This is a genomic window from Oceanihabitans sediminis, from assembly GCF_003337215.1.
Taxonomy (GTDB): Bacteria; Bacteroidota; Bacteroidia; order Flavobacteriales; family Flavobacteriaceae; genus Oceanihabitans; species Oceanihabitans sediminis.
This window is the reverse complement of record NZ_QPIG01000003.1, coordinates 319,513-339,344: the sequence shown is the minus strand read 5'-3', so window position 1 is coordinate 339,344 and position 19,832 is coordinate 319,513. Positions and strand designations below refer to the sequence as shown.

Below are 19,832 nucleotides of genomic sequence, written 5' to 3'. Positions count from 1 at the left end.
AATCTACATTTTAACAGCAACCACTGTTTGGTGTGCAAGTGCTTCCGTTTTGTAATTCTGAAAATTTTAGTTTTGGTTTTTCTTGTTGTGTTCCTGCTTTTTCTGCATAAACAGTAATACTATAAATACCTGCTCCTTTATTGTTGAAAGCATGCATCTCTTCTTCCGGAAGGTATTTTTCTAAAATATCCTCAGGGATACTAATAGCTTTTTCTTTTTGAATTTTGATATTTTGAAAACCTTGGTCTTCAATTAATTTTAAATAATCCTTTTTCTGGATGGCTCCTGCAATACAACCTGCATACATTTCGGCATCTTGTTTAAGTGCTTCTGGTAATTGACCTTCTAACACCACATCTGAAATACTAAAGTGGCCTCCTGGTTTTAATACTCTGTGAATTTCTGCAATTACTTTCTCTTTGTTTGGAACTAAGTTTAGTACACAGTTACTTACAATAACATCTGCAGTATCATTATTTACAGGCATATTGTCGATGTCACCTTCTCTAAACTCAACATTGTTGAATCCTAGTTTCTCTGCATTGGTTCTGGCTTTTTCAATCATGATAGGAGTGAAGTCAATACCTATAACTTTTCCTTCTAGGCCAACTTCATGTCTTGCAACAAAACAGTCATTACCTGCTCCAGAGCCTAAGTCTATTACGGTATCTCCTTTTTTAATAAGTGCAAACTCTGTTGGGAGTCCGCAGCCTAAACCTAAATCTGCATCAGCTACATAACCTGATGTTTCAGAATAATCATCCATCATAATATTATATACTTTATTTGATGGCGTAGTAGCACCACAACAGGAAGCTGCGTTTTCAGCTTTTCCTTGCTCTGCAATTTTCGCGTAACGTTCTTTAACGATGTTCTTTAATTTTTGCTCTTTATTCATTTGTGTGTTGTTTTGTAATAGCTTTACACTATTAATTATAATTTTTTATTTAGTAATGTCTAGGTTTAAAAATGGAAGCATTACATCTTTCATTTTAGACCAGTTTTCTTTGTCAATGCAATAACATACGCTAGTTCCTTCTACTTTGCCTTTAATGAGTCCTAAGTGTTTTAGTTCTTTTAAATGTTGTGAAATTGTAGGTTGTGCAAGTCCGACTTCGTTAACCAAGTCGCCACAAACACATGCGTCAATTTCAAAAAGATGTTGCAGTATTGTAACTCTTGCAGGATGTCCAAAAACCTTAGCAAATAATGCTATTTCTTTTTGGTTACTAGTATACATTTCTGTTTTAGCTATTGTCATTAATAGTTTATTGTTTAATAGCAATGTTACGATTAATAAATTTTACAGAAAAGAATTTTATTATTTTTAACAGTGTAAATTTCGTTGAGAATTATTTGCAAAGTGACTGAATAGCTGAAAATAAAGTAGCTTTTAGATTAAGGTCAATTTTGTTGTTTGAAGCAAATTTTTGGTTTATTTCAATTTCAATACCCAAATAATTAGAAGGGAGCTGTTTTCTTAAATACGTTGTAAATCCGTCTGCTTTACCTAAATAAGGATAGTTGAATCTAATGTTTAGAGTTTTATCTATTTTCTGGATTTCTTTCTTTAGATTTTTACAGAAAGTTTTTTCTGATTTAATCCTTGAATCAAATAGTAAACCTATATCGCAGTTTCTTTCTGTTTCATTCCAAATAGGGGTGAAGGTGTGGATGGAAAGATGCGTCACTTTTATAGCTGCTTCTGTGTGTTTTTTTAAAACAGCTTCTACTTCATCTCTATAATCTAAATAATATTGAGTAATTAATTCATCTTTTTCTTCTTCTATTAGAGATTTCGAAAATTCTGAAAATAAATTTTTGTGATGTAGACTTCTGTTTAGTTCTATTAATAAACGAGTAGTTTCGCTATGTTTTGAAAAATTAGCTAGAGGTTTTAAATGATTAAAAACATCTAAAGCGCCAATATCGTAGCCACGATGGGAATTTAAAACTACTTCTTGATTATTGAAATACGATTGATATTTCTTCGGAACTTTATTGCCGCCATGCTCACAAGTTAGAATAAGTTTCATGGGGTAAACATTTTGTTTTCCTGTAAGCAAGAAGCTAATTGGGAGTAAACTTTGGTGATGTTTTTTACTGAATAATCTTCATTAATTGCTTTTAAAATTCTTGTTGCTAATGTTCCTTGATTTAAAATAATATCCAGTGCTTCATAATGGGATTCATGAATGTTTGGTTTTGCTAATTCATATAAGTGTTTCCAAATATTTTGTACAGTAGCACTATTATTTAAATGAAACATTTTCAAATATTCAAGATTAGAGATTTTATAGTTTTCAGCATCTTTAATGATAGGGTTTAGAATAGCGAATAAGTCTTGCTTTAACCATTTTTTTTGATTTTGTAGCGAACCGAGTTTCTTGTTTACTAATAGTTTTAAGACTTCAATAATTAATACACAAATGGCAATATCTGCATTCGGACACTCTTGAATATCTACTAAACGTATTTCGATGGCGTTTCTGTCAAATCGTGCGATAGCTCCGCGAGAATTTAAAAAATGATGATCTAGAATGTTTTTTGTATCGTGAGGTTTGATGGCGTTTTTTATTGGTTGAAAAATGGTAGCATAATAGTCAACCTTACTAAAAACTCGTTCAGGAATTACTAAACCAGTCATTTCCGGAATTTCCTTCTGATTGGTTTTGTAGTACTCTAATCTAGTGTCCTTAAATCCCGTATTCTTTCCTTCTAAAATAGGTGAACTAGCACATAAACCAGGAATTAAAGGTAATATAATTCGAATTGCAGCGTGTAGCTTTTCAAATTCTTTGTCATCATAAAAAGGAAGGTTTATGTGAGTGCTTTGTACATTGCTCCAGCCATGACCTTTGCAATTGAATATTCGGTTATATAATTCGTAAACATCACTATAACTATGCTTCCATAGTTGTGTGTCGATTAACGGATTCATTAGTGGGTGACATGCTGTAGGGAGGAGTTCTGAATCAAATTCTTTTAATATATTGTTGATTTCTAGAATGTTTTCATGGAATAAGCTAGATAGAGAATTTAAATCTGAAGTTGGTCCATTTGTTTTTAACTCTATCACGTGAGCGACCAATTCATTACTCCAAGCGATTTTCCCGTTATCAATATCTGCAGTTAATTCCCCTGTTTTTTTAGTCAATAAAGCATCAACAATAGGAGTAACTTTAAAGTTTCCTTTGTTAATCAGCATGTATTCTAGTTCAATACCGAAAACTTCGAATAAATGAAATTTTTTACCCATGGTTAATCTAATCGTTGTTTTAAAGCTTTAAGAATTTCGGTATAAACAAGGTCTCCATAATGAAGGTCTTCTACTCCGTAATCAATATTTGGGTTATCATTAATTTCAATAACCATTGGTTTGTTGTTAATTACTTTTATGTCTATACCATAAAGACCGTTTCCAATAAGCTTAGCAGATTTTATGGCCATATCAAGAACTTTTTTAGGTACATCTTCTATGGCTAAGCAGTCGGCATTTCCGTCTTGCTCGTTCTTCTTTTTTGCCTTCCAATTATAAATCTGCCAATGTCCTTTTGCCATATAGTATTTACAGGCATAAAAAGCTTTTCCGTCAATGATTCCTATTCGCCAATCATAATCTGAAGGACAATATTCTTGTGCAATGATTAAATCAGATTCCTTTAGCATATTAGAAACAAGATTATGGTATTCTTCTTCTGTGCTTGCTTTTTTCACTCCGAATGAGAATGTAGAGTCTGGTGCTTTTAGTACACAAGGTAAACCAACCTGTTGGATTACTTCATTTCTGTTGTCTTTGTGAATTATAACTGTTTTTGGTGTTGGAATATTGGCGTTGTTTAATGCCTCAGCCATATAAACTTTATTGCAGCATTTTAGAATAGCATCTGGATAATCAATTATTGCAATGCCTTCTTGTTGTGCCTTTCTAGCAAAAGCATAAGCTTCGTTATTAACTTCTGTGCTTTGTCTTATAAAAAGTGCATCAAATGAATTTAGACGTGATAAATCTTTAGGCTCTATAATTTCGGCATAAATATTCATTCTTTCAGCAATGTCAATAAACTTTTTTAATGCTTTTGAATTGCTTGGTGGCGCAGGATCATTCGGGTTGACTAAAATTGCTAAATCAAAATCAGATTTTGTAAGTTTTGGTGTATCGTAACGCTTTTTTGCAAAATACTGATTAGCGAATTCGTGAACGCTTTCTAAATGCTCTAAAGGGATTTCGGATTCTGAAATGGCTTTGATGCTTTGTATATTCCATTTTGTGGTGTGGTTAAATTTTACACGTAAAAATGGTGCTTGAAAGTGTTTGTAAAATAATCCGCTTAGTTCTTTGTATTTTAAAGCAACGTTTTGACCAAAGTATATACTTAATGTAAATTCTCTAGATTTAATGTTTTTTAAGCTTTGCTGAATAGTATCATCAAACTCATCGGATACAATTCGGACAAGTTTAAGGTTTTTTAAATCTACAATGTTTTTAACTGTAGGAATTGCTAAATGTCCTCTAGCTTCTGCCAAAAGAGAAACATAATACCCTTTTGATTGGTAAGAGTAATCTTTACAAAGATTAAATATTCTTGCTTTTTTTAAAAGGGAAAACTTTGGGTTTGTAAGATACTCTTGCGAGGAGATTACTGTAATATTCTCAATCGAAAAATTCCATTTTTCAGGTTGATTGACAACAATGTATTTGTTCATTAAAAGCGATAATCGCGATATATAATTTATACAAAATTAGATTATTTTTCAATTGGTTTTACAAAACTTAAAAAATAAACGATATTGCTGTAACCGTCTTTATTTTAGTCTGTAAACTGGATATTGTAAATGTGGTTTTTCGTAATTATTACTTTGTTTATGAAGCCAATCTAATTGTGCATACCAATTATTTGCAAAGTCTGTATCAAAGGATTTTTTTAGGTTAAAATCAATCTGTAATTTCGGATTGCTAGCTAAGAGTTCCTTTGCTTTATCTTCCCATACATAAGGAGAGAAATGTTCTTTTTGCTGTAGTATCGTATCGAAGAAATTCCAATTGAAAAAAGAATCAGCTGCTTGTGGTTCTAAGGTTTCTAATAAATATCGAAGCGCTCGCTGGTTGGTTTTTATCATATAATCTCCTTTTTTAAAGGAAATCTTTTCAGTTGAAGTTTTTACAGAAGTATTATAATGTTGGTAGTGTCCTTCGTAAGCCTGCTTTCTTGTTTCGTATGAAGCAATTTTATAGGATTCCACTTCCAAAATAGTATCGTTTTTTAATTCCTGCATTTCTACATGGTTAAGTTTTAGAAGTTCTATAATATTCCACCAAGCTTTTGGAATAATATAAGCGGAAGGAATTACAATACTATCTGTAGGTTTAAAGTAGTTTTGATAGATAACTTCTTTTGTAAAAGGTTTGCTTCTGTCGTATTTTAAACGTGGAAGCCCTGTAACTTCACTTGTAATCATCGTTCCCTCATAACCTTTAAAGGAAAGTGTCGTGGTTTTTATTGTATCTATCTCCCAATTAAGAGGATATGTTTCATTTGCAAGGAGTTTTTTATTCATAATAGATCGAAGCGATTTAATGTTTTCTCCATCTTCCTCTAAAATATCAATCATGCTTTTTAGGAGTTCGTATGTGCCTTCAACTCTTTGTTTATATGGTTTTAGCATGTGTGTTTCTACCATCATTCCTAGGGTGTTAAATAGAGCGGTATATCCTGTAGAATATCTTGGCGAATCCATAAATTGGCTGAAACCTTTTTCAGGAACATTATTAAATACATTTACATAAGGCGTGATGTCCCAATTTTTAGTTTTCAGTTTCTCTTCCAATTTCGGCATCATTTCATGATGTAGGTACTTGCCTAAATCGCCACCTAGTTTGTTGTGTTGTGTAAATAAGTGGGTGAGCGTGTATTGGTAATCTGCGCCATTGCTTACATGATTATCTATAAAAATGTCTGGTTGAACTAAGTGAAATATTTCAGCAAAGGTCTTTGCGTTTTTCGAGTCACTTTTAATAAAGTCTCTGTTTAAGTCATAGTTTCTAGCATTTCCTCTAAAACCATATTCTTTTGGTCCGTTTTGATTGGTTCTTGACGAAATGTTTCTGTTTAATGCGCCACCTACGTTATAAATTGGTATGCTAACCAAAACCGTGTTTTTTGGAGCTTCTATTTTTCCTTGAGCAATATCGCGATATAGCATCATGGTAGCGTCAATTCCATCTGGCTCTCCCGGGTGTATGCCATTGTTGATAAAAAGAATTCTTTTACTTTTTCTTATTTCTGAAAAATCAAATTCTGCATCCGGATTTAACGTGACTATATGTAATGGTTCATTAGAGTCGGTTTCTCCTATAGCTTGAATAGAAATTTCAGAATATGTTTCAGCTAATTGTGTAAAGTAATTTATTACTTCCGAATAGGTGGGAGTTTCCGTGCCTTGACTTTTTTCAAAAGTAGTTGTGAAATCAAAATTTGAGATGTTTTTTTCAGAAGAACAGGAAGTTAGTAAAACTAAAAGTATTAAGAGTTTCTTCATTTTCAATTGGTTTAGTAATCAAACTTAATCAAATAATAATAAATACAACTTGTGTTTTTCTGAATTAGCTGTACTTTTGCACCCTCAAAAATAAAAGATATGACGGAGTTTATTAGAAAAATAGTGCCAAATGCCAAAGATGATGTTTTAGCTGGAATTACAGTGTCTTTAGCAATGATTCCCGAAGTAGTAGCTTTTGCTTTTGTTGCGCAAATAGATCCTTTAATGGCTCTTTCAGGAGCTTTTATTGTAGGTTTAATTTCTGCTATTTTTGGAGGTAGACCAGGACTGATTACTGGTGCAGCCGGAGCGGTGGCTGTTATTTTTGTTAATATGATTGCTGAAGGGCATACCAAAGGTATGTTGATGGATACGCCTATAGAAAATATGGGATTCTTTTACCTGATGGCCTGTGTGGTTTTGATGGGATTGATTCAGATTTTAGCAGGAGTATTTAAATTAGGTAGATTTGTGCGCTTGATTCCGCATCCAGTAATGATGGGGTTTGTGAATGGGTTATCTATTGTGATTTTCATGGCACAAATAAAAATGTTCTCCCATAAATCCTTAGTAGTTTCTCCAGAAGGCGTAAAAGAATATATAAACACTTATATGCAGGGAGCCGAGTTATATACCATGATTGGATTGGTGTTGTTAACTATGGGTGTTATTTGGGGATTACCTAGACTAACTAAAAAATTACCCGCAGCATTAACTGCAATTTTAATCACTACTCTTGTTGTTATAGGTTTTAATCTAGATGTTTCAACCGTTGGATCTTATATTATTGAAGGTGGTGGGACTGGACTAAAAGGAGAATTTCCAACACCAAATTTAGAGTTATGGGAAAAACTTCCATTTAACTTAGATACTTTAAAATTTATTGCATTACCAGCGTTTTTAGCTGCATCTGTAGGATTGATAGAGACTTTAATGACTATGAATTTAGTAGATGAGTTAACAGAAACTAGAGGAAACGGAAACAAAGAATGTGTTGCGCAAGGAGCAGGTAATATTGTGAGTGGACTTTTTGGTGGAACAGGAGGATGTGGAATGATTGGTCAAACAGTAATTAATGTAAATGCTGGTGGACGTGGAAGATTGTCTGGAGTTATGATGGCTGTTAGTTTACTGTCTTTCATATTATTTGCAGATAAGTTAATTGAAATGGTGCCTATTGCAGCTTTAGTTGGTGTAATGTTTATGATGGTAATTGAAACTTTTGCATGGTCTAGTTTTAGAGTATTAAAGAAAATACCAAAGTCTGATGCCATAGTTTTAATCACAGTTTCTTTAGTTACGGTATTTGTTGATTTAGCAGTTGCTGTATTTATTGGAGTAATAATTTCTGCTTTAGTATTTGCTTGGGAAAACGCTAAGAAGATTAGAGCTAGAAAACGTTTTAAAGAAGATGGAACCAAAGTTTACGAAATTTGGGGGCCACTTTTCTTCGGAAGTATAACTGCGTTCAATGAGAAATTTGATGCTAAAAACGATCCAGAAAAAGTAGTGATAGATTTTGTAGAGTCACGTGTTAGTGATCATTCTGCTATTGAAGCTATATTTAATATTGTTCAAAAGTACGAAGCTGAAGGAAAAAGCATTAAGCTGAAGCATTTGAGTGAAGATTGTAAAATACTTCTGTATAAGGCTTCACCAAAATTTAAATCTGTGATTATTGAAGATGTAGATGATCCTCGTTATCATTTAGCAGCAAATCCAGAGGATTTTGAAAAACCGCTTTCAGAATATAAATTTTAGAAAATTATAGCTATAGAAAAAGCCTCCCTTATTTAAAGTGGAGGCTTTTTTATTATTTCAAGATATTGTTTCTTCTTACTTACTATTTACTCTAACAATTTCAGGGACTAAAATGGTGTAGTCCCCATTGTTTCTAATAACATCTCTAACAATACTAGAGCTTATAAAAGAAGTTTCTGGAGCTGTAAGTAGGAATACGGTTTCAATTTCAGAGAGTTTGCTGTTGGTATGTGCAATCCCTTTTTCAAATTCAAAATCGGCAGGGTTTCTTAAACCGCGTAATAGGAATTTAGCATCTATTTCTTTACAAAAATCAATAGTTAAACCTGTATAGGTTTCTATTCGTACTTTCGGTTCGCCTTTAAAAGCTTCCTCTAAAAAACGCTTTCTTTCTTCTAAAGAAAACATGTATTTCTTTTCAGAGTTTACTCCAATTGCAACTACAATTTCGTCAAATAGTTTTACTCCGCGTTTTATCACATCGTAATGCCCAAGTGTAATAGGATCGAAGGATCCAGGGAAAAGTGCTCGTCTCATATATGTTTCCTTTTGCAAGGAGATTTTAAAAGGTTATAGAATCAAATATACTAATTAATTAGCGGAAGTTTTTTATGCGGTTAAAGCTTCGGTAATAGCGTTGTCAAATAAATCGGATAAAGATATTCCTGCTTTCTCTGCTTGTTGAGGTAAAATACTTTCCTTGGTTAGTCCAGGAACAGTGTTTACTTCCAATAGGTGTGGCTCCCCATCTTTAAAAATATATTCACTTCTGCTAAAGCCTTTCATTTTTAAAATTTCGTATACTTTTTTAGCAATACTATTTACTTTCTCCGTATCCTCGTTGCTAATTCTAGCAGGAGTGATTTCCTGAGATTGCCCAAGGTACTTCGCCTTATAGTCGAAAAAGTCGTTATTAGGAACTATTTCAGTAATAGGTAAAACCTTTGTTTTTCCTTTGTACGAAATTACTCCAACAGAAACTTCTGTACCATCTAAAAAGGATTCTATGATAATTTCATCATCTTCCTTAAAAGCAAAATCTATGGCGTTTTGTAAATCTTCTTTTTTATAAACTTTCGTAATACCAAAGCTACTTCCAGCTTTATTTGCCTTTACAAAACAAGGTAAACCAACTTTATTTACAATGGCATCTTCATCTACAGTATCGCCAAGGTTGATGTAAAAACTTTCTGCTGTTTTAATTCCGTAAGGTTTTAAAATACTTAAACAATCGCGCTTATTAAAAGTGATACTTGCTTGGTACATATCGCAGCTTGTATGTGGCATTTTTAGCAGATTAAAGTAGGCTTGCATATAGCCATCTTCACCAGGAGAACCATGAATAGCATTAAATACACAGTCAAAAGTGATCTTTTCGTCATTAATTGTAACAGAAAAATCGTTTTTATCTATAGGAAATTCCTGGTCATTTTTGTCTACATAAACCCATTTTTCAGGAAGAATATGAACTCTGTATGCGTTGTATTTATTTGTGTCAAGCGTTTGGTACACTACGTTTCCGCTCTTTAGGGAGATTTTATATTCGCTAGAAAATCCTCCCATTATAATGGCAATGTTTTTTTTCATATAAATAAGAAACGATGAAAATATTCGTTAAGCTAAAATATCATTAAATAATCAAAAGTAAAAACAGTTCTGTTTTTATATCTTTGCTTAACTAAAATAAGATCATGAGTATTGTAAAATTCCTTGTTAGTAAGACATTTTTAAAGCAGTTAGTATTAGCTGTTTTAGCTGTAGTTGTTATATCTTTCCTTATGTTAAGATGGTTGAGTTATACTACCAATCATGGCGAATTTGAAACTGTTCCTGACCTAAAAGGAAAGTCTATTGAAGTTGCAGAAATGGAGTTGAAAGAGAATAACTTAGTAATGCAGATTCAAGATTCGGCAAACTTTAATCCAGACTACCCAAAGTTTTCTGTAATTGAGCAGGATCCTGCATTTGGAGAAAAAGTAAAAGAAAACAGAAAAATTTATATTACGCTGAATCCTTCTGGTTACAGAAAAATTCAAGTTCCAGATTTAACAGAACGTACTTTCAGACAAGCAAAACCAATGTTAGAAGCTTTAGGTTTTGAAATAGGAAAAATCACTTATGTGGATTATTTAGGAAAAGACGAGGTTGTACGATTAAGCTTTAAAGGCGAAAAATTAGAAGCAGGTGAGTTATTACCTAAAACATCTAAAATTGATATTGTTTTAGGAAACGGAAATAGACCAGATTCTAATTAAAAAAAAAGATTACAAGATTACCGCTTTCGCGGAAACTAAAAATGATAGAAGACTTTACACCAGAAAATCAGAAGGATGATGACTTATATGAGCATCATGCATTTACTGTAGACAAAGGCCAAGCGCCTTTACGAATTGACAAGTATTTAATGAATAAAATTGAAAACGCAATTCGTAACAAAATACAAACAGCTGCAAAAAACGGAAATATTTTTGTTAACGGACAGACTGTAAAATCCAATTATAAGGTAAAGCCTTTTGATGAAATCCGTGTGATGTTCGAGCACCCACCATTTGAAAATCTATTGGTTGGAGAAGATATTCCTATAGATGTGGTTTATGAAGATGATCATCTATTAGTGGTTAATAAACCTGCAGGAATGGTTGTGCATCCAGGTCACGGAAACTATTCTGGAACTCTTATTAACGCACTTATTTATAGATTTGATAACCTGCCTAATAACTCTAGTGAGCGTCCAGGTTTGGTACATAGAATTGATAAAGACACAAGCGGACTTCTTGTAGTTGCAAAAACCGAAGAAGCAATGGCGCACCTTTCCAATCAGTTTGCTAAGAAAACTAGTGAAAGAGAGTACGTTGCTATTGTTTGGGGAAATATGGAAGAAGATGAAGGAACTATTGAAGGTAATATTGGTAGACACCCTAAAAACAGACTCCAAAATACGGTTTATTTAGATGATGAAGCAGACAAAGGTAAGCCTGCAATTACACATTATAAAGTACTAGAGCGCCTTGGATATGTTACTTTAGTTTCTTGTAAATTAGAAACAGGAAGAACACACCAAATTCGTGTGCATATGAAGCATATTGGTCATACCTTGTTTAACGATGAGCGTTACGGAGGTGATTTAATTTTAAAAGGAACCACTTTTACAAAATATAAGCAGTTTGTAGATAATTGCTTCAAGATATTACCAAGGCAAGCCCTACATGCAAAAACTTTAGGTTTTGAACATCCTGTTACAGGAGAGTTTATGCGTTTTGAAACAGAGGTTCCAGAGGATATGCAGCAATGTATTGTAAAATGGAAACACTACTCTAAGCACCAAGATTTACTTTAGACTTGTAGTTTCTTAAGTCTTTTTAAACTAGGTGATTAAGTGTTTTTCTTGCTTCACCTAGTATAAATAAATGCATAGTAAATGTTTATAGATGTATAGAATTTTTCAGTTTGTAGTATTTCAAAATGAAGAAACTATATTGTAAATTTGGTTTTATTGAAAGTGAATTAATTAACCTTTAATGAGATTCCTGCATTTCTAGGAAATAAATATGAAACTAGTAATATCTCCAGCTAAGTCATTAGACTTTGAAACAAAGCTACCAACAATAAAAAGTACCGAAGCTCCTTTTTTAAAAGAAGCCGAGCGTATTAATAAATTGCTTAAAAAAGAGTCTGCAAAAGATCTATCTAAGTTAATGAAGATTTCCGATAATCTTGGACAGCTTAATTATGAGCGAAACCAAGAATGGAGTTTACCATTTACAAAAGAAAATGCAAGACCAGCTATTTATACTTTTTCTGGAGATGTTTATAAAGGTTTAGATGCAAACAGCATTCCTTTAGAAAAACTAGATAAACTTCAAGATACCGTTAGAATTCTTTCAGGTTTATATGGCGTTTTAAAACCATTAGACTTAATACAAGCCTACCGATTAGAAATGGGAACTAAATTCCCGGTTGGTAAAAGCAAAAACCTGTATGAGTTTTGGAAAGAGAAAGTTACCAATGCACTTAACGATGAGTTAAAAGAAGAGGAATTGTTTTTAAATCTTGCAAGTAATGAGTATTTTAAAGCAGTAGATGTTAAATCTTTAAAAGTGCCTGTAATTACAGCCAATTTCAAAGATTTTAAAAATGGTAAATACAAAGTAATCTCGTTTTTTGCCAAACAAGCAAGAGGAGCAATGGCAAGATATATTGTAGATACCAATGCAAATACAATTGATGATTTAAAAGGCTTTGATTACGAAGGCTACGGATTTAGCGAAAGCCAATCAACAGACAAAGAATTAGTATTTATTAGGTAGTTAGATTTTAGCTTTTTTATCTACACTAATTTTAGTTTCCGGTCTAACACGTTTTTTTATTTTTGGTCTTCTAACACCAAAAGTTCCTCTGTGTATTTTTCCGCGTCTCGTTTTTTTGTCTCCTTTACCCATAGTTTTCAATTTAATTATTAGTAGCAATAATATAAGAAATTTTCAGCTCTTACTTTGCTTAAATTAACGATTTAAAAATACTTTAACAATTATGTCTTTTTACTTATTAATTGCTTTACAAGCTTATTGCTTATATCACCTTATTAGAAATAGAAATAAATACTATTGGATCTTTTTAATCATTTTTTTACCTCTAATAGGCTGCGCTATTTATTTAATAACACAAGTTTATAACAAGCAAAAAACAGAAACGATAACAAAAGAAGTCGTTTCTGTTGTACAACCTCTTAAAAAGATAAAAGCGTTAGAGGAACAACTAGCGTTTTCCGACACCTTTCAGAATAAAATAAATTTGGCAGATGCTTATCTAGAAGTGAAAGATTATCAGAATGCTATTAGAGTTTACGAGTCTGCTCTGGATGGTTACTATCAAAATGATTTTTATGTCATCAAAGGTTTAATTGTGAGCAATTATCATACTCAAGCTTATGATCAGGTTGTTATGTATGCCGAAAGAATTTTAGATCACACCGAATTTAAAAAATCTCAATTACCATTTTTCTACGGAATGGCTTTAGAAAAACAAGGAAAGGAAGAGGAAGCAGAAGCACAGTTACGAGCTATAGATGTTCGTTTTTCTAATTATAATGAAAGACTGTATTTAGCTGAATTCTTAATATCTAGAAATAATAAAGAGGAAGGAAAAGAAATTCTAGAAGAACTAATGTCTGAATACCAACACATGACTAAACGCAATAAAGCAATTTATAAAACAACAATTAGCAAGACAGAAAAAGCTTTAGAACTCTTAAAATAAAACCTATACGATTTAGGGACTTTTAAAAGCAAAGTATAATACGAAACACCAAAAAGATTTCTTACTTTGTAAGTCTCTATGTTTTTACATAAACATCCATATCCACCTTTTATCCAAAAGAAAAGAACACTAAAAAGTTGATTGTTGGTACTTTGCCACCTCCGCGCTTTAGCATAGGCGAACTTTTAGAAAAAGATGTAAATTTCTGCTATGGCAGTTACTATAATTCCTTGTGGCTGTATATGGATAAAATCCATCAATTAAATTTACGTTACGATAATTCGAAAGAAGCAATTGAAGAACGAAAAGCATTCTTAATAAAACATAAAATAGGGGTTTGTGATATTGTTGAAAGTGCCGAAAGAAATAAAATTGATGCTTCCGATTTAGGTATGCGTAATATTAAACTTCGAAATATTTTAGGCTATTTAAGAGAGTATCCATCTATTGAAACACTTTTGTTTATAGGAGGAAATAGCAAAAACGGACCCGAGTATTTCTTTCGAAAACATTTAAAGGAATACGGATTAAAATTAGAGCTAGTTTCTAATGAAATTCTAAGAGAACATCAGTTTCATTTCCAAGGAAGATATATACAAACCATTTCGCTAACTTCATCGTCTGGATCTGCAAATAGAGCCATTGGTAGTATGCCTTTGTATAAGCAACTTAAGGCCAGTAACCCACAATTTAACACTTTTGATTTTCGGGTTATGCAGTATCAAGAATATTTTTAAATAATATACTTCATTTAAACGTAGTAAATCCTTATTTTTGCAACTTCTAAAAGCAAAAAAAGTATGTTTAATAATTTAAGTGAAAAGTTAGATAAAGCCCTACATATCTTAAAAGGTCATGGTAGTATTACAGAAGTTAACGTTGCCGAAACCCTAAAAGAAGTACGTCGAGCTTTACTAGATGCGGATGTTAACTTTAAAATTGCTAAAGATTTTACCACTAAAGTAAAAGAAAAGGCACTTGGGCAAAACGTATTAACAAGTCTTCAGCCAGGACAATTAATGGTTAAGATTGTTAAAGACGAACTTACCGAATTAATGGGAGGTGATGCAGAAGGTCTTAATTTATCTGGTGCACCAACGGTTATTTTAATGTCAGGTTTACAAGGGTCTGGTAAAACAACCTTTTCTGGTAAACTAGCCAACTATCTTAAAAATAAAAAAACAAAGAAACCTTTATTAGTTGCCTGTGACGTTTATCGTCCAGCTGCGATTGATCAGTTACACGTTGTAGGAGATCAAATTAAAGTGGAGGTTTTTAGCGATAAAGGAAATACAGATCCTGTTGCTATTGCAGAAGCAGGTATTGCTCATGCAAAAGCAAACGGACACAATGTAGTTATTATTGATACCGCGGGTCGTTTAGCTGTAGATGAGGCAATGATGACCGAGATATCAAACATTCATAAAGCTATCCAGCCACAAGAAACATTGTTTGTAGTAGATTCTATGACAGGTCAGGATGCTGTTAATACAGCAAAAGCCTTTAACGATGTTTTAAATTTTGACGGAGTAATTCTTACAAAATTAGATGGTGATACGCGAGGTGGAGCAGCAATTTCTATTAAAACGGTAGTAAATAAACCAATTAAGTTTATTGGTACCGGAGAGAAAATGGAAGCAATTGATGTTTTCTATCCTTCACGTATGGCAGACCGTATTCTTGGAATGGGGGATGTTGTATCTCTTGTGGAAAGAGCACAAGAACAATTTGATGAAGAGGAAGCTCGTAAGCTACAGAAGAAAATTGCTAAGAACCAATTTGGTTTTGACGATTTCTTAAAGCAAATCCAACAGATCAAGAAAATGGGGAACATGAAAGATCTTATTGGAATGATTCCTGGAGCTGGAAAAATGATGAAAGATATTGATATAGATGATGATGCTTTTAAAGGTATTGAAGCTATTATTCACTCTATGACTCCAGAAGAGCGTTCTAACCCTTCTATTATTAACGCAAGTAGAAAGAAAAGAATTGGTAAAGGTTCTGGTACATCGGTACAAGAAGTAAATCAACTGTTAAAGCAATTCAACCAAATGTCGAAGATGATGAAAATGATGCAAGGCGGAGGCGGAAAACGCATGATGCAAGCAATGAAAAACATGAGGTAATTCCTTAGAGAGTTTTAAACTATTTCTGAATCATTATAAATATATTAATTTGTGTCTTTGCGAAATTACTTGAATAAATTCATGTATTCGTAGTGACTAAAGCTCAAACAACATGACAATCTTAGACGGAAAAAAAATCAGCAACGACATTAAGGATGAAATTACCGAACAGGTGAAAAAAATGAAAGCTAAAGGGGAAAAAGTACCACATTTAGCTGCAATTATTGTTGGTAATGACGGAGCAAGTTTAACTTATGTTGCTAGTAAAGTTCGTGCTTGTGAACGTGTAGGTTTTGAGTCTACTATGGTAAGATTATCTAATACCACAAGTGAAATTGAATTATTAGATAAAATTGAAGAATTAAACCAAGATAGTAATATAGATGGGTTTATTATTCAATTACCATTGCCTCCACAAATCAATACACAAAAGGTTTTAATGGCTGTTAACCCAGATAAAGATGTTGATGGTTTCCATCCAATGAACTTTGGAAAAATGGCTTTAGATATGTCAACTTTTATTCCTGCAACTCCATTTGGTATTTTAGAGTTACTAGATCGTTATGGTGTAGAAACGAAAGGAAAACATACTGTAGTTATTGGAAGATCTCACATAGTAGGAAGACCAATGAGTATTTTAATGGGAAGAAAAGGTTTTCCAGGAAACTCTACGGTAACACTTACACACAGTCACACTAAGAATATTACACAAATAACAAGTCAAGCAGATATTATTATTACAGCTTTAGGGCAACCTAATTATTTAAAAGCTGAAATGGTGAAAGATGATGTTGTAGTAATTGATGTTGGAATTACTCGTGTTCCAGATGAAAACGCACCAAAAGGTTATGTTATTACTGGAGACGTAGATTTTGAAAACGTAAGCAAAAAAGCAAGTTTTATAACACCTGTTCCAGGTGGAGTAGGACCAATGACTATTGCGATGCTTCTTAAAAATACACTTTTAGCTAGAGAAAGACACCTACAATAAACTTATATTGTAGCGTGAATTTGCTTCAAGTACTAGTATTAAATACAAATAGGGTAATCATTGGAAGTGTGCAACATATATTGCCAATTCTAATTGCTACCCTTTTTTGTGTCTTTATAATTCGTTTTTCCAATAGAAATTTATCTGTAGAGCAAAAACAACAGGTATTCAAATATTTCGGTGTTTTTGTTTCTGGTGCTATTATAACTTATCATAGTTATTTGATTAGTTTAGGAAATTACTCTATCACCACAGACCTCCCTTTGTTTTTATGTAGTTTCTTGGCTTTAATCATTCCGATTTTTACTTTTTCTAGAAAGTATTGGATGTTTGAAATTTTGTTATTTTGGGTTATTGCAGGTACTACACAAGGTGTTTTAACGCCAGATATTGCAGTTGGTTTTCCAAGCTTTGATTATTTCAGGTATTGGATTGTACATTTAGGTCTGCTCACTATTATTTTTTATGCTGTCTTCGCTTTGCGAATGCGACCAAGATTTAAAAGTATTTTTAAATCCTTTATGGCTTTACAAGTTTATGTTGTAGTTATTATGGCCATAAACTACTTTTTAAAATCTAATTATTTTTATTTAAATAGAAAACCAGCATCTGCTTCGGCCTTAGATTATTTAGGAGATTGGCCATACTATTTATTAGTGGTTGAGCTTATTTTAATTCCGTTTTTCTTGCTAATATATTTGCCATTTTATCTTACCCGAAACAAAAGCAACAAGAATTCCAAATAAAGAGATTATAGACGTTTGTAGGAGCCATCTATAATATAAAATCATCTAAAAGGCTAAGGTTGTGTGTTGCTTTAATGCCTTTGTGGGAGTCAGGTTCAATACTAACTATTTTTTCTTCTATATAATCATCAATAGTTAGTTTTTTTATAACATTTAAGTTTAATCCGTAACCGTAAACCCCTTTAGAGTTATTTTACGAAGGTCTGATTTTCTTGTTTTCTAAATTGAAAATCTTACCTGCATTTTAGCAAGCCTAGTATCTATAATTACAGGGTTTTTCTTATGAGTTTCTATTTTATTAAGTTTTAAAGAATCTATTTTGTAGATGTATAGATTGCTTGAATGCTCACCAAAAGCTTTGTTTAAAAAGAGCCATCGTTGTCCGTTTTCATCTTTATAATAACTTGTGTCCACTATTTTTTCTCCTTCAAAAGCTGTGGCGTATAAACTCCATTTATTAGGAAAGGACTCGCACTTATATATTTCAACTTGGTTGTTGTCGCTAGTTTCTGGTATCATAAATATCGAATCATCTTCCTCAAAAATAAAAGGGTAGGAAAGATGATAGTCAAAATCTAATATGTCTTGAACCTCTACAATTTCATTATTTTGAATTCTTCCACAAGAGATTTTTCCTAATTTGGTTTTATAAGAATAAATTTCAAAAAACACATAGGCTTCTCCTTTATATGGAAAAAGAAAAGGGTCTGCCCAAAACTCATCCTTAGGTAGTTTTATGGGTTTTAAACTTTGCAATGCGGTTTTCTCAAAGGGTCCTTTTCCTGTAAATAATGTCCAACGATGGATACGAGTTCCTAAAAATCTTTCAGCAATACGCTCTTTTTATTCTGCTTATAAAATTGGAAAGAAAATGAGCAATATACTTTAGAGTATATTTGATGCCTGGTGATTTTAATAAAGGGTTGGAATCAATCGGAATTTCTTGATAATGTAATTGGTTGTTTTGTAACAGATTAATGTTTTTGAATAGTATATCTAGTGACTATTTTAGAATATAGGTGGACCTTTTTCATTATTAGGATTATAGCCATGGTGAAAGCTCTAAATACCATGTTTTGTAGTTTTTAGAATTTCTCCTTGAATAGAATCAAATTCTAGATTTAATATAATATCAAGATCGTAAGGTGTTATTTTGTCGGCATCTTCTTTGCTGAAAATATCTTGATGCCCTTTTTTTGTTGGATGGAAAGAAATGCTTGGTGTTGCTTTGAGGTAGTCAATTATTTCCTGTTTGTTCGCTATAAAGCTGCTTTTATATATTTTAGATTCTAATTGTAATTGAAGTTTTAATAGGGATTTACTAATGGTGTTTTTAGTATTAATCCCGTTGGAATTCTTTCTGCCATCATGAATTAATAGGCATAACTCAAACGAGCTGTCCATTTTAATTCTGTTAGCTAATCTTAATTCGTAGTTGGTTAATTTATTTAAATTTTTGATTATAATAGCAATCCTCATACAGCACTTCTTGTTTTTTGACATGAAAATACAGTAAAATGTTGATTTTTAGAAAATTGTTATTTTGTTTTGTAGAGGTGTAATAGTAAACTTATACTTAGTAGTACTGTATAAAAAAGCTTGTTATAATTATTCTTATAATCATAACAAGCATTACTATTTTAAAAGAAGTTTGTGTTATTTGTTATTGGCTTCGTATTCTTTTGTAGAATCTTCAAGAAGTTCATTTAATACTCTAAATTCCTCTTCGGTAAACTCTCTGATTTCTCCAATTGGAATATCTAGTTTAATATTCATGATACGAATACGTTTCAGTGTTTGCACTTCGTAGTTTAAATACTCACACATTCTACGAATTTGTCTGTTTAATCCTTGTGTTAGAATAATTCGGAATTTATAAGTTCCTAATTTTTCAACGACACATTTTTTTGTGGTTTGCCCTAGTTCTTCTAAAGGAATCCCATTAGACATTCTCTCTATAAAAGTTTGGGAAATAGGCTTATCAACAGTAACAATGTATTCTTTATCGTGGTTGTTACTTGCGCGAAGAATTTTGTTTACTATATCTCCATCATCGGTTAGGAAAATAAGTCCTTCACTAGGTTTGTCTAGTCTCCCGATAGGGAAAATTCGCTTCGGATAATTTATATAATCTATAATATTATCTTTTTCTACTCTTGTATCTGTTGTACACACGATTCCTACAGGTTTATTGAAAACTAAGTAGGTAAAAGATTCTTTGGTGTTTACAACAGGTTTTCCGTCTACATGAACCACATCGGTAGGAGCTATTTTAGTGCCCATTTCTGGAACAACTCCGTTAATGGTTACTCTTCCTGCTTCAATAAGTCTGTCGGCTTCCCTACGAGAGCAGTAGCCAACTTCGCTTAAGTATTTGTTTATACGTTTAAAATTCTCATTCATATTGCA

Annotated in this window: 20 protein-coding genes and 1 pseudogene; 9 read left to right on the top strand and 12 right to left on the bottom strand. The window is 32.4% G+C overall.

The window, feature by feature from the left end; translation table 11 throughout:
- Positions 1-10 precede the first annotated feature (10 nt).
- The 6 genes from DU428_RS09865 to DU428_RS09840 form a co-directional block, all read right to left on the bottom strand.
- Positions 11-898 carry an arsenite methyltransferase gene (locus DU428_RS09865; protein WP_113966469.1) on the bottom strand — a complete coding sequence of 296 codons (888 nt, stop codon included), beginning with the start codon at positions 896-898 and terminating at the stop codon, positions 11-13.
- A 45-nt stretch (positions 899-943) separates the two neighbouring features.
- A complete protein-coding gene (locus tag DU428_RS09860; protein WP_072351325.1) occupies positions 944-1,261 on the bottom strand; it encodes an ArsR/SmtB family transcription factor in 318 nt (105 codons plus the stop codon).
- Positions 1,262-1,352: 91 nt separating this feature from the next.
- Positions 1,353-2,036 carry an N-formylglutamate amidohydrolase gene (locus DU428_RS09855; protein WP_072351324.1) on the bottom strand — a complete coding sequence of 228 codons (684 nt, stop codon included), beginning with the start codon at positions 2,034-2,036 and terminating at the stop codon, positions 1,353-1,355.
- Positions 2,033-3,259: a glutamate-cysteine ligase family protein gene (locus tag DU428_RS09850; RefSeq protein WP_072351323.1), complete on the bottom strand. Its 1,227-nt coding sequence runs from the start codon at positions 3,257-3,259 to the stop codon at positions 2,033-2,035. The genes DU428_RS09855 and DU428_RS09850 overlap by 4 nt, the downstream gene beginning before the upstream one ends.
- Before the next feature lie 2 nt (positions 3,260-3,261).
- Entirely contained in the window at positions 3,262-4,707 is a 1,446-nt protein-coding gene (locus tag DU428_RS09845) for a RimK family protein (protein WP_072351322.1), read from the bottom strand.
- A gap of 99 nt (positions 4,708-4,806) precedes the next feature.
- Entirely contained in the window at positions 4,807-6,540 is a 1,734-nt protein-coding gene (locus DU428_RS09840) for a M14 family metallopeptidase (RefSeq protein WP_113966468.1), read from the bottom strand.
- Positions 6,541-6,639: 99 nt separating this feature from the next.
- On the opposite strand from DU428_RS09840, the gene DU428_RS09835 reads away from it, so the two are divergent.
- Positions 6,640-8,301, top strand: a complete 1,662-nt coding sequence (locus tag DU428_RS09835; RefSeq protein ID WP_072351320.1) for a SulP family inorganic anion transporter — start codon at positions 6,640-6,642, stop codon at positions 8,299-8,301.
- A gap of 75 nt (positions 8,302-8,376) precedes the next feature.
- On the opposite strand, the gene coaD is transcribed toward DU428_RS09835, so the two are convergent.
- Together coaD and DU428_RS09825 are read right to left on the bottom strand one after the other, a co-directional pair.
- Positions 8,377-8,838, bottom strand: coding sequence for a pantetheine-phosphate adenylyltransferase (coaD, locus tag DU428_RS09830; RefSeq protein ID WP_072351319.1), 462 nt, complete (start codon positions 8,836-8,838; stop codon positions 8,377-8,379).
- A 72-nt stretch (positions 8,839-8,910) separates the two neighbouring features.
- Positions 8,911-9,888: a D-alanine--D-alanine ligase gene (locus DU428_RS09825; protein ID WP_113966467.1), complete on the bottom strand. Its 978-nt coding sequence runs from the start codon at positions 9,886-9,888 to the stop codon at positions 8,911-8,913.
- A gap of 104 nt (positions 9,889-9,992) precedes the next feature.
- Here DU428_RS09825 and DU428_RS09820 point away from each other — a divergent pair, with 104 nt between their 5' ends.
- The 3 genes from DU428_RS09820 (at position 9,993) to yaaA (ending at position 12,608) form a co-directional block, all read left to right on the top strand.
- The gene (locus DU428_RS09820; protein WP_072351317.1) at positions 9,993-10,556 is read left to right on the top strand and encodes a PASTA domain-containing protein; all 564 of its coding nucleotides are present in this window, start codon (positions 9,993-9,995) and stop codon (positions 10,554-10,556) included.
- A gap of 41 nt (positions 10,557-10,597) precedes the next feature.
- On the top strand, positions 10,598-11,638 hold the full coding sequence (locus DU428_RS09815; protein WP_113966466.1) for an RluA family pseudouridine synthase: 1,041 nt from the start codon (positions 10,598-10,600) through the stop codon (positions 11,636-11,638).
- Between the two features lie 211 nt (positions 11,639-11,849).
- Positions 11,850-12,608 (top strand): peroxide stress protein YaaA, encoded by a 759-nt coding sequence (yaaA, locus tag DU428_RS09810; protein ID WP_113966465.1) that lies wholly within the window; start codon positions 11,850-11,852, stop codon positions 12,606-12,608.
- On the opposite strand, the gene DU428_RS09805 is transcribed toward yaaA, so the two are convergent.
- Positions 12,609-12,740: a 30S ribosomal protein THX gene (locus DU428_RS09805; RefSeq protein WP_072351315.1), complete on the bottom strand. Its 132-nt coding sequence runs from the start codon at positions 12,738-12,740 to the stop codon at positions 12,609-12,611.
- 91 nt (positions 12,741-12,831) lie between these two features.
- Here DU428_RS09805 and DU428_RS09800 point away from each other — a divergent pair, with 91 nt between their 5' ends.
- From DU428_RS09800 to DU428_RS09780, 5 genes and pseudogenes are all read left to right on the top strand, one after another.
- Entirely contained in the window at positions 12,832-13,557 is a 726-nt protein-coding gene (locus tag DU428_RS09800) for a hypothetical protein (RefSeq protein WP_072351314.1), read from the top strand.
- 78 nt (positions 13,558-13,635) lie between these two features.
- Positions 13,636-14,294, top strand: a pseudogene (locus tag DU428_RS09795) (uracil-DNA glycosylase family protein).
- Between the two features lie 63 nt (positions 14,295-14,357).
- Positions 14,358-15,686 carry a signal recognition particle protein gene (ffh, locus tag DU428_RS09790; protein ID WP_072351313.1) on the top strand — a complete coding sequence of 443 codons (1,329 nt, stop codon included), beginning with the start codon at positions 14,358-14,360 and terminating at the stop codon, positions 15,684-15,686.
- A gap of 112 nt (positions 15,687-15,798) precedes the next feature.
- On the top strand, positions 15,799-16,677 hold the full coding sequence (locus DU428_RS09785; RefSeq protein ID WP_072351312.1) for a bifunctional 5,10-methylenetetrahydrofolate dehydrogenase/5,10-methenyltetrahydrofolate cyclohydrolase: 879 nt from the start codon (positions 15,799-15,801) through the stop codon (positions 16,675-16,677).
- Positions 16,678-16,691: 14 nt separating this feature from the next.
- Entirely contained in the window at positions 16,692-17,423 is a 732-nt protein-coding gene (locus DU428_RS09780; RefSeq protein ID WP_243633489.1) for a YwaF family protein, read from the top strand.
- 219 nt (positions 17,424-17,642) lie between these two features.
- Here the strand turns inward: DU428_RS09780 and DU428_RS09775 are convergent, their stop codons facing one another.
- From DU428_RS09775 to rluF, 3 genes are all read right to left on the bottom strand, one after another.
- A complete protein-coding gene (locus DU428_RS09775) occupies positions 17,643-18,179 on the bottom strand; it encodes a glucosamine inositolphosphorylceramide transferase family protein (RefSeq protein ID WP_072351311.1) in 537 nt (178 codons plus the stop codon).
- 306 nt (positions 18,180-18,485) lie between these two features.
- Positions 18,486-18,902, bottom strand: a complete 417-nt coding sequence (locus DU428_RS09770; protein ID WP_113966464.1) for a hypothetical protein — start codon at positions 18,900-18,902, stop codon at positions 18,486-18,488.
- A 177-nt stretch (positions 18,903-19,079) separates the two neighbouring features.
- On the bottom strand, positions 19,080-19,826 hold the full coding sequence (rluF, locus tag DU428_RS09765; RefSeq protein WP_072351309.1) for a 23S rRNA pseudouridine(2604) synthase RluF: 747 nt from the start codon (positions 19,824-19,826) through the stop codon (positions 19,080-19,082).
- Positions 19,827-19,832: the final 6 nt, after the last annotated feature.